12 protein-coding genes are annotated in these 9,695 nt (G+C 36.4%); all 12 read left to right on the forward strand.

Annotated elements, in window-relative coordinates:
• The first annotated feature begins 160 nt into the window (after window positions 1-160).
• The 12 genes from J7Q78_RS09255 to J7Q78_RS09310 all read left to right on the forward strand — a co-directional run bounded on the left by J7Q78_RS09255 (window position 161) and on the right by J7Q78_RS09310 (window position 9,373).
• Window positions 161-655 carry a phBC6A51 family helix-turn-helix protein gene (locus J7Q78_RS09255; protein ID WP_208422108.1) on the forward strand — a complete coding sequence of 165 codons (495 nt, stop codon included), beginning with the start codon at window positions 161-163 and terminating at the stop codon, window positions 653-655.
• Entirely contained in the window at window positions 645-1,925 is a 1,281-nt protein-coding gene (locus J7Q78_RS09260) for a PBSX family phage terminase large subunit (RefSeq protein ID WP_208422107.1), read from the forward strand. The genes J7Q78_RS09255 and J7Q78_RS09260 overlap by 11 nt, the downstream gene beginning before the upstream one ends.
• Window positions 1,926-1,930: 5 nt before the next feature.
• Complete coding sequence (locus J7Q78_RS09265; RefSeq protein WP_407929567.1) at window positions 1,931-3,499, forward strand: phage portal protein; 1,569 nt, start codon at window positions 1,931-1,933, stop codon at window positions 3,497-3,499.
• Window positions 3,492-4,376 (forward strand): minor capsid protein, encoded by an 885-nt coding sequence (locus J7Q78_RS09270; protein WP_208422105.1) that lies wholly within the window; start codon window positions 3,492-3,494, stop codon window positions 4,374-4,376. The genes J7Q78_RS09265 and J7Q78_RS09270 overlap by 8 nt, the downstream gene beginning before the upstream one ends.
• 149 nt (window positions 4,377-4,525) lie before the next feature.
• Window positions 4,526-5,077: a DUF4355 domain-containing protein gene (locus J7Q78_RS09275; RefSeq protein ID WP_208422104.1), complete on the forward strand. Its 552-nt coding sequence runs from the start codon at window positions 4,526-4,528 to the stop codon at window positions 5,075-5,077.
• A 15-nt stretch (window positions 5,078-5,092) separates the two neighbouring features.
• Window positions 5,093-5,989 (forward strand): phage capsid protein, encoded by an 897-nt coding sequence (locus tag J7Q78_RS09280; protein ID WP_208422103.1) that lies wholly within the window; start codon window positions 5,093-5,095, stop codon window positions 5,987-5,989.
• A gap of 11 nt (window positions 5,990-6,000) precedes the next feature.
• On the forward strand, window positions 6,001-6,861 hold the full coding sequence (locus J7Q78_RS09285) for a hypothetical protein (protein ID WP_208422102.1): 861 nt from the start codon (window positions 6,001-6,003) through the stop codon (window positions 6,859-6,861).
• Window positions 6,851-7,201: a phage head-tail connector protein gene (locus tag J7Q78_RS09290; RefSeq protein WP_208422101.1), complete on the forward strand. Its 351-nt coding sequence runs from the start codon at window positions 6,851-6,853 to the stop codon at window positions 7,199-7,201. The genes J7Q78_RS09285 and J7Q78_RS09290 overlap by 11 nt, the downstream gene beginning before the upstream one ends.
• 277 nt (window positions 7,202-7,478) lie before the next feature.
• Window positions 7,479-7,823, forward strand: a complete 345-nt coding sequence (locus J7Q78_RS09295; RefSeq protein ID WP_208422100.1) for an HK97-gp10 family putative phage morphogenesis protein — start codon at window positions 7,479-7,481, stop codon at window positions 7,821-7,823.
• Complete coding sequence (locus J7Q78_RS09300) at window positions 7,820-8,176, forward strand: hypothetical protein (protein ID WP_208422099.1); 357 nt, start codon at window positions 7,820-7,822, stop codon at window positions 8,174-8,176. Before J7Q78_RS09295 ends, J7Q78_RS09300 begins: the two co-directional genes overlap by 4 nt.
• Before the next feature lie 12 nt (window positions 8,177-8,188).
• Window positions 8,189-8,851 (forward strand): phage major tail protein, TP901-1 family, encoded by a 663-nt coding sequence (locus J7Q78_RS09305; RefSeq protein ID WP_208422098.1) that lies wholly within the window; start codon window positions 8,189-8,191, stop codon window positions 8,849-8,851.
• 78 nt (window positions 8,852-8,929) lie between these two features.
• Window positions 8,930-9,373, forward strand: a complete 444-nt coding sequence (locus tag J7Q78_RS09310; protein ID WP_208422097.1) for a tail assembly chaperone — start codon at window positions 8,930-8,932, stop codon at window positions 9,371-9,373.
• Window positions 9,374-9,695: the final 322 nt, after the last annotated feature.

Below are 9,695 nucleotides of genomic sequence, written 5' to 3' on the forward strand. Positions count from 1 at the left end.
AAAGAGCCTAGTTGGCAATCGAGATCCGATGCTAGGTTAGAAAGATGGCTCAAAAAACAGAAGAAAGATGAGAAACGTCGTTCAGTTAATGAGCGGCGTATTTTTGTGCAGAAAAATAAGTAGATAAACTTATTGAAAATTGGAGTGTGGTGAATATGTGATGGTAGACAAAAGTAGACAAAACGAGGCTTTTTATCAGTTAGATAAAGCTAAGCAAAATGCAATCATATTGCTATTTGAAGACGAATTAAGCGATGAACAAATTGCTAAGTCTGTCAACCGATCCAGAGCGACTTTATCGAAGTGGAAAAATGATGATAAGTTTAAGCAGGCGCAGATAGAATATCGTCGAGTTGTAATTGACGGTTATGTACCAGACGCGATTAAAAGGCTTCACAAATTAGCTACAGGTGCTAAGTCAGAAATGGTTAGCCTTCAAGCAGCCCAGAGCATATTATCCATGGCAGGCTTTGGCACTACTGATAGTTCGCCAGAGTTAGAACAAGCTAAGATAGAAAAAGCTAAAACTGATGTACGTAAGGCTAAGGCTGAGGCTGATATCAAGGAAGCAGAGGCTAAAGCTGCAAAGGATATGGATGCTGGACAGCTAACCATTAATATAACGCCGTTCGGTGGTGATACTAATGGAAATTAGTTGGAATCTCCCAGAAATGGTTAGTTCAGCCTATGCCCCATTATTTGTTAGCCACTCAAGAATTATTGCATATAAAGGGAGCCGTGGTAGCGGCAAGAGTGAAGCGATGGCTATTAAGGTTATATATGATATTGTCACAAAACCGTATGTTAATTGGCTTGTGTTAAGAAGATATGCAAATACCAATAGGCAATCAACCTTTACACTAATACAAAAGGTTGCTAATCGAATGGGCGTGAGTGGCTTCTTCCAGTTTAATGCGTCATTGCCAGAGATAACTTATAAGCCAACAGGGCAAAAGATTTTATTCCGTGGAGCTGATAAGCCGTTGAGCATTACATCTATATCAGTTGAGACAGGTAATTTGTGTAGGCAGTGGGTCGAAGAAGCATATCAATTAGAGTCCGAGGAAGCCTATGAAACGATTGAAGAATCAATGCGTGGTGTAATAGATGATCCAGAAGGGTTTTATCAAACAATATTTACATTTAACCCGTGGAGTGAACGGCACTGGCTTAAAAAACGTTTCTTTGACGAGAAAACAAAAGTTGATGATGTATTAGCCTTAACGACAACTTACAAAGATAATCCATTTTTAGATGAAGATTATATCGGACGTTTAATAGAACTAAAACGCCGTAATCCACGAAGAGCTAAAGTTGCAGTTGATGGAGAGTGGGGAGTCGCTGAGGGTCTTGTATTTGAAAATTTTGTAGTTGAAAATTTTGATTTAACTGAAGTGCTTAAAGATGCAATACCCGTACATGGATTGGATTTTGGGTTTTCACATGATCCGACAGCCTTTGCTGAAGCTGCAGTAAATTTGAAGACAAAGGATATCTATATATTTAACGAATTATATAAGACCGGAATGTTCACCAAGGATATATTTAATTGGCTCGTTGTTAATGGATATCAAAATACCACTATTACTGCCGATTGCGCTGAAGATAGATTGATTGCTGAGTTAAGGGCTTTAGGAATCAGACGAATCAACCGTTCTAAAAAGGGCAAAGGCAGCATTATGTATGGTATCGATTTTATGCAGGGTTTTACAATTCATATACTGCCGTCATGTGTACATGCGGCGGAAGAATTTAATTCATATGCTTTCAGTAAAGACAAAGATGGCAATTGGATAAATAAGCCCGTTGATAAAGATAACCATTTCATAGATGCCTTACGCTACGGTTTAGAACCGTTAATCATGCCTAATAAAAATAAGAGCGATCGTATGGAAGAATTTAAGAAACTTGGATTGGGGAGGTAATTAACATCACGAATATCGAATTTTTGAATGGTACTCGTTATACCGATACTGCAAATATTGAATTCAGAATGCCAGAAGATGATTTTGAGAAATCAAATATGGAATCTCCAGAATTCATAAACCAAATTGAAAATTATATTCAACAGTTTCGTAATAATCAGCTACCTAGGCTTCAGGAGCTAAAAAGATATTATTTGTCAGATAACAACATTAAATATCGTGATACGAAACGTGACAAAAACAGAGCTGACAATCGAATAGCTAGTGACTGGGCAAAATATATAACTGTTTTTATGCAAGGATATATTTTGGGAAATCCAGTTAAGTATCAAAACGAAGATGCACAATTAGTTAATAAAATTGAAGAGTTTCAAAATGCTAACAACGAAGATTATCACAATGGTCTCTTAGAGACTGACCTAAGCATATACGGTCGAGCTTATGAAATGTTGTATATAGATTCTGATGGTATTGAAAAAGTAACTAAGCTCTCACCAGAGCAAACATTCGTAGTCTATGGTGACACAATAGAGAAAAACTCTTTGTTTGGCGTGAGATTCTACCAAATTGAGTTTTCAATGGAAAAAGCAGCAAGTTATGTTGAAGTTTATACCGATAATGAGATGTACCGATATGAAACTAATAACAACGCATATTCAGGATTAGCCTTTAAAGAAAAGAAGGAAACCAATTTCAAGGGTGTTCCTATTAATGAATATCAAAATAACGAAGATAGATTAGGTGATTTCGAAAGTGTACTGGATAGTATTGATGCATATGATTTATCACAAAGTGAGTTAGCTAATTTCCAGCAGGATTCTAGTGATGCTTATTTAGTTATTACCGGAAATCCCATGACCGCTACGGATACAACTTATGAATATGACTCTAGCGGGAAAATAGTTTTAGATGAATATGGTAAGCCTGTTGTAGCAGATAATTCAAAAGATGGCGTATTAGAGGCTATGATGAAGGCTAGATTGTTGGTATTAGACAACAATAACAATCCTGATGGCCCTAATCCGAATGCGTTCTATTTAACCAAAGAATATGACAGCACTGGTGTTGAAGCTTACAAGAAACGATTGGTGGATGATATTTTAAGATTTACATTTACACCAGATACAAATGACTCTAATTTTTCAGGGACTCAGTCAGGCGAATCTATGAAGTATAAGTTAATGGGTAACGATAATCTTAATAAAACTAAAACTAGACTTTTAACTAAAGGGTTCATGAGAAGATTGCGACTGCTTGCAAATGTTTGGAGTTTGAAAAATAGTGTTTCAACTGGGGACAAAATTACTGACCTACAGGATAAGATCAATGATACGACAATCAAATTTACGCCAAATCTTCCACAGAATGACGAAGAAAGAATCAACATGATTAAAAACTTGGATGGTGTGGTTAGTGATGAAACCTTACTAACGTTATTAGAAACATTTACTGGTGTAGATGCTAGTAATGAACTTAAACGTATTGATAAAGAGTCTGATAAGCAGCCAATTAATAGTAACCCAAGAATTCCTAATAATAACGATGGTGTTAATGAGGTAGATGAGCATGAATAGTCGTGAGTATTGGGAAAAAAGATTAAATAAAATACTGCAGAATGCAGATGAAACAGATTTAGAGTACTTTTATGAACTACAATCTTTGTTTGCTGTTTATTCTAAAAAAGTACAAGAGGCTGTATTTGCTTTTTACCAAAAATATGCTGATGAAAATGGCATTAGTTATTCGGAAGCTAAAAAGAGACTAAATAAAGAAGATTTAGCGACATACCAGGCTAATGCTAATAGATACTTTAGCCAGAGTATAAAAGATGCAACATTACTTGAGATATTAAATACACAGTATATGAGTGCCAAAGCAAGTAGGCTTGATGCTTTAGATTTAGAAATGGCCGCTATAACCTCCGCTTTAGGCAAAGAATTTGAAGGATCGCTGCAGAGTTATTTAGAGTCTGTTATTAAAAGTGTTTATGGCAACTTAGCCGAATCTCAAATTAATATACGAGCGCTCAAAAATATAGTTGAATCAAAATGGGCTGGCGATAATTTTTCTGGCCGAATCTGGGGTAATGCAGGTAAATTAGCTGAAGAGTTAAGAGAAATACTTAAAAAGGGTTTTATCAGAAACGCTACACCTGCAGAAATGGCTAGAGAATTAAGAAAAACTTTTAATGTTAAAAGGGCTCAAGCCGAGACGTTAGTAAGGACTGAAACCACGCATGTTATTACTGATACAACAATTGAATCATACAAAAAAGCAGGATTTACAAAGTACCAGTATTTAGCGCATCTAGATAGTAGAACAACAGAAATTTGTCGTGATTTAAATGGTGATATATTTGCTATTAAAAATTATCAGCCTGGGTTGAATGCACCACCTATGCACCCGAATTGTCGAAGTACCATAACGCCAACCGATCAGGAGTTAAATTAAGAATATTGACCTGAGCAAGTCATAAAACTACTCAAAAATAAAATATGAGTGTGTATGGGTTCATGTGCTAGTTGTGCATGGGCTTTTTTAGTGTGTGTGGGACGAACTTTGCATATGAACGTGTATGGGCTCTAAAGGAGTTTTGTTTTATGCCAACAGAAAATAATAACCAAGCAGTTGAGTCACAGCAAGATAATAGTTTGAACGAAAAAGACGCAACAACTCAAACTAACGAAACTGAAGACCAACTAACGTTTACTACACAAGAATTTGATGCGGAAGTAGATAAACGTATCAGCAAGGCACTTGAAACGGCTAAATCGAAGTGGGATGAACAAAAACAATCAGAAATCTCACAAGCTGAAAAATTAGCGAAAATGAGCGCTGCTGAACGAAAAGACGCTGAAGAGAAAGCTAAAATTGCTAAATTAGAACAGCGCGAAAAAGAGCTTAACATGCGTGAGTACCGCTATGAAGCTAAGAAAGAGCTTGAAATTAATAGCATGCCTGCTGAGTTTGTCGATATGGTAATTTCAGATGATGTAGAAACCACAAAGAAAAATATTACCGCGCTTAAATCGGCATTCGATAAATCGGTAGAGAAAGCTGTTACGGAACGTTTAAAGGGAGACGCGCCCAAAGAATCAAATAATGGCGGATCAAATGACCCGTTTGCTGCTGTTGTAGCAAAATACAAATAAGAGGAGATTTTTATTATGAGTGAACAACTATATACAAAACAATTTATGACTATTATCCAATCGGTGTTTAGAGCAAAATCAGCATTTCAACCAACATTTGGTCAAATGCAAGCAATCGATGGCATTACAAACAATAGCAAAATGTTTAGCGTTAAAACTAGTGATTTGCCAGTAGTTATCGGTGAATATAGTACTGATCCTAATGTAGCCTTTGGCAAAGGAACGGATAATTCCTCACGCTTTGGTGAAATGCAAGAAGTTATCTATACAGATAAGGAAGTCCCTTATGAAGGCACGTGGGCTATTCATGAAGGTATGGATCGTTTTACTGTTAACGCAGATATGAATAAAGCTATCGCAGAACGATTAGATTTGCAGGCTCAAGCTAAGATTCGTAAGTTTAACTACTACTATGGCAAAATGCTTGCAGATAGTGCGGCTGGAGACCTTGGAAGCGCTGATGATGTTGAAAAACTATTCTCAGACGCAGACGATAAATACACTAACTTAGAAATCACGGTACCAGTTCGTGCCTATGTAACACCAGAAATCTATAATGCGATTGTTGATTCAAAACTTGCCACAACGTCAAAAGGCTCTAATGTAAATATTGATACTAATACTTACCTTGAATTTAAAGGGTTCCAAATCAGTAAAACACCCGAACAATACATGTCAGGCGCAAAAGTTATTTTTGTACCAGATAATATTGGTCGTGCTTTCACTGGGATTGAGGTAGTTCGCTCAATTGAAGCAGAAAACTTCTATGGCATCAAATTACAGGGCGCTGGTAAGTATGGGGCTTATATCTCAGAAGACAATAAAAAAGCCATTTACACTGCTGGGGCAGGAACTGTAACAACGACCACAACAACTAAGGCAACCACAACTACAACAACTACAGCGCACTAAGGAGTAGATTAATGAAATATGTATTTGCGCAACCAGCTAAAGAACGATTTTCTTGGGAACTGAAGACTGCGATCTATAGCTTGAAAGAGTTAGGGGTGCCAGATGCAGATATCGTTGTACTGTTTGCTGAAGACAATGAGGCTGTTGCAAATGCTTTTGGACAATATGATGTGCATATATATCAAGACGATAGATATGATAAAAATTATATTCCGAGTATCCGACCTTACTTATGGTGGAAATATCTTGATGAAGATGCTAGTCGAGAAAACGAGAATTACGTATATTTAGACAGTGATGTTGTCATTTTAGATTTATCAGTTTTTAAAGTGCATGCCACCGAAAAACGTTGGTATGCTTCTAATGCGAATGGATACCTTAATTATGACTATTTAAAAAATGTATCAAACAGCGAAGTAGTAATTGATTCGATGTGTCAAACGCTGCATATTCCGCAAGACTGGTTAAAGTCTATTAATAAAAACAGTGGCGGGGCTCAGTGGGTTATCAGAAAGCCAAAAGCTGGCTACTGGCATGACGTCTATGTCAATTCTATTGAGCTTTATAATTGCATCAAACCTCTAAAAACTAATTTGCAAAAATGGACTGCAGAGATGTGGGCACAACTGTGGACTATGTACCATTACGGTATTAAGCCTATGGTTAACGATAAATTAGAGTTCGCTTGGTCTACGGACGATAGTATAAATGATAAAAAGATAATCCATAATGCAGGCGTAACTGTAGATACAAAACTTTTCTTTAAAGGAAACTATAATGAAACGCCTCCATTAAGCGCATTACAACAAGATTCCGGTAAAGTTTCTGACTTATATGTTAGATATGTAAGGGAGGCTAATTATGGAAAATGACGACCAAGAACTGCTAAATAGCATTAAAACATTATTGAATATAAAGGATGATATTCAAGATGAATTGCTATCAATCCTTATTGAAGATAGCAAGAACAGGCTAATTGGATATATTGGTCAAGATTCTTTACAAACGATTGAATACCCAACTGACTTAGATTGGATTACAAGAGAATTAACAATTAGAAGATTTAACAGAATTGGCGATGAGGGAAAAACCTCATCTTCTGAAAATGATATGTCTGCATCATGGATAGAAAACGATATCCTGGACTATTCTGTTTACCTAGATAAATTCCGTAAAAAGAATAGCGGTAAGGGTATAGCGAGGTTTTACTGATGAGGTATAACAATCGGTGTGATGTAGTCGCACACTATAAAGCCAAAGGTTATTTAGGCTATGAAGATAAAAAAACGATTTTAAAGAATATACCTTGCAGTGTATCAAGCTTTGGCCTAAAAGAGCAATCGGTCGTTTTCGGTAGTTTTAACAAGAAAGCATTTAAGGTTCATATTCAAGGCTTTTATAAGGTGGATCATTTGACTATCAATGGAATTGAGTATCAACCTATAACTCAATCATTTCATCATAATTCAACGGTATTGGTGGTTAGTGTATGAGTAATAATACAAGATTTATAGGTGGCAGAGAGTTTGCTAATGCTATACGAAAAATGAAAAGTTCAAAGCGAAAAATGATTAGCGAAGAGGTCACTAAATCAGCCTTTAGAATTGAAAAATCAGCAAAAGAAAAAGCAGCTGTTGATACAGGGAACATGAGAAAAAATATTCAAGCAGAAAAAATTGGAGAGTTTACGGCTCGTGTTGATTCTCGTGCGCCTTATTCAGTATATGTCGACAAAGGAACTAGATATCAAGCTGCACAACCATTTTTCACTCCAGCAGTCGATGAAGAAGAGAAAAAATTCAATCAAAATGTAAAGGGGATTATAAATAAATGATTCATTCCCCAATGACTGAATATCTACATGATATTCAAGAGAAATTAGAACCGTTAGAATATCCAATTTATTTTAGGCTCCCGAACGATAGTGTTCAGGAGCCTTTTATTGTAGTTGGAAACCATGCTGATGATGACTATTTAAGTGCAAAAAGCGATTTGGTTATAGAAACTAATCTACAAATCGATATTTTTCTACCAGATTCAAGCAGTACCGATTTAGAAGATATTTTATATACAGCTAAAACACTTTTAGGAAGACGCCAAAACATTACAAGTCAAGTGTTGGTGGATAACTCAATTGGCAGACAAGTTTTCCATATAGTAATAACAATCAAAGATTTAATAATTTAGGAGGTCATAAATATGGCAGAACCGATTAATAATGGTGTTAAAAAAACTAATTCAAAAGCAATCACAGGTCGCAAAATTTTGTATTTCGTACAGTCAGTCGATGATCCTATTGGTAGTCCTGCAATTTATCCAGCATGGCAAACAGAAGGCGATTTAAAAATCGGCGGCGATAATGTAGATGAACAAACTAAAATGGGACGCCTCATTATGAAGTCAACAGATGAACAGAGTATTGACTTAAAGCAGTACTTCGCGCCTGACGATCCAGCGGCAAGCATTATTGAGGATGCGAAAGTAAAAGGAAAAAGCGTTAAAGTTTGGCGTGTGATCGTCGATGAATCGCAAGGCAAGCCTGAGGGCGACCCCGAAAAGAAAGTAAAAGCCTATCCAGCTAAGTTCGGTTATGGCATTCCAGATGAACTAGATTATTCAGAAGGGACAGAAGACTTAGTCGAACTAGACTATACCTTAAACATTGTAGGTGTTCTTCAAGATGGAACGTTCCCTCTAAGTGATGAAATGATTGCGGAATTAGATGCCTTATATAACTATCAACGTCCAGGTGAAACTACTGGTGATTACGATGATATTAACAACGGAACAACTACGACCACAAAGGCGCCAACTACTACTACCACTACAAAAGCGACTACGACCACAACTACGGAACACTAAAGTAATTTGAATTAGGGTCAGTAAACCAAAATGCCGAATGGGTGAGAAGCCCAAAAAATAACAAGAGGTGCTTATAAAATGGCTATTGAATTTAAAGTAGGAAACAAAAATGTAGAAATTAAATTTAACTATAGATTGGTTTTTAAATTGAACTCTAAATTATCTAGCGAACCGGGTGCAGATAATGGCGCGGGGCTTGTATATGCCAAGTTAAAATCTGGGGACGAAAGTGCAATCCATGATATTGTACGTGTCGCTTCAGGGGTCACAAAAGAGGACGATATTATTGATGCGGTAGGAAATAAAGCCGCGGAAATGGATGAATCAGATGTTTCAAAAGGACTAGATATGCTTATTGATGCATTTACAAAAGAAATTGAAAACTCAGGTTTTTTTATGCGCAAGCTAAAAATCTTCAAGAAAAACGTTCTGAATTCGAAAGACCAAATGAGCAAAGAAAAAGACGACGACAAAATCAAGTCAGTGGATGCGTTGCTTCAAACCTTGAAAGACGTGAACTAATTGTAAAATGTGCAAGACAAGGGCTTACTGATATACCAACTATTATGAACTGTTATAAATGGGAACTGGATGCAATCCTAGAAGGACTTGAATTAAAAAAAGTTGATTCCTTAGAAATTATAGCAGTTAGCCTATTTAATAACAGATATGTAACCAACGCGAAGAAGCCAAAACTAAATAAAGTTTTCAATAAGTCGAGAGCTGAAAATAAGGTAATTCAGTTGTACGAAAAAGGCCCAGTTAAGGCAGATTCGGCTAACAAAACAGTTGAAGAATTCTTAGCCCGACAGAAAGCATTAAGTTTAAGACTTGCGGGAAGGAG

Origin of the sequence: Latilactobacillus fragifolii (assembly GCF_905332535.1) — a bacterium.
In the GTDB taxonomy this organism is placed as follows: domain Bacteria; phylum Bacillota; class Bacilli; order Lactobacillales; family Lactobacillaceae; genus Latilactobacillus; species Latilactobacillus fragifolii.

Excerpts from the sequence above, each read along its gene's own strand:
- J7Q78_RS09255 (WP_208422108.1), top strand. The coding sequence starts at position 161 with ATGGTAGACAAAAGTAGACAAAACGAGGCTTTTTATCAGTTAGATAAA.
- J7Q78_RS09260 (WP_208422107.1), top strand. The coding sequence starts at position 645 with ATGGAAATTAGTTGGAATCTCCCAGAAATGGTTAGTTCAGCCTATGCC.
- J7Q78_RS09270 (WP_208422105.1), top strand. The coding sequence starts at position 3,492 with ATGAATAGTCGTGAGTATTGGGAAAAAAGATTAAATAAAATACTGCAG.
- J7Q78_RS09275 (WP_208422104.1), top strand. The coding sequence starts at position 4,526 with ATGCCAACAGAAAATAATAACCAAGCAGTTGAGTCACAGCAAGATAAT.
- J7Q78_RS09280 (WP_208422103.1), top strand. The coding sequence starts at position 5,093 with ATGAGTGAACAACTATATACAAAACAATTTATGACTATTATCCAATCG.
- J7Q78_RS09285 (WP_208422102.1), top strand. The coding sequence starts at position 6,001 with ATGAAATATGTATTTGCGCAACCAGCTAAAGAACGATTTTCTTGGGAA.
- J7Q78_RS09290 (WP_208422101.1), top strand. The coding sequence starts at position 6,851 with ATGGAAAATGACGACCAAGAACTGCTAAATAGCATTAAAACATTATTG.
- J7Q78_RS09295 (WP_208422100.1), top strand. The coding sequence starts at position 7,479 with ATGAGTAATAATACAAGATTTATAGGTGGCAGAGAGTTTGCTAATGCT.
- J7Q78_RS09300 (WP_208422099.1), top strand. The coding sequence starts at position 7,820 with ATGATTCATTCCCCAATGACTGAATATCTACATGATATTCAAGAGAAA.
- J7Q78_RS09305 (WP_208422098.1), top strand. The coding sequence starts at position 8,189 with ATGGCAGAACCGATTAATAATGGTGTTAAAAAAACTAATTCAAAAGCA.
- J7Q78_RS09310 (WP_208422097.1), top strand. The coding sequence starts at position 8,930 with ATGGCTATTGAATTTAAAGTAGGAAACAAAAATGTAGAAATTAAATTT.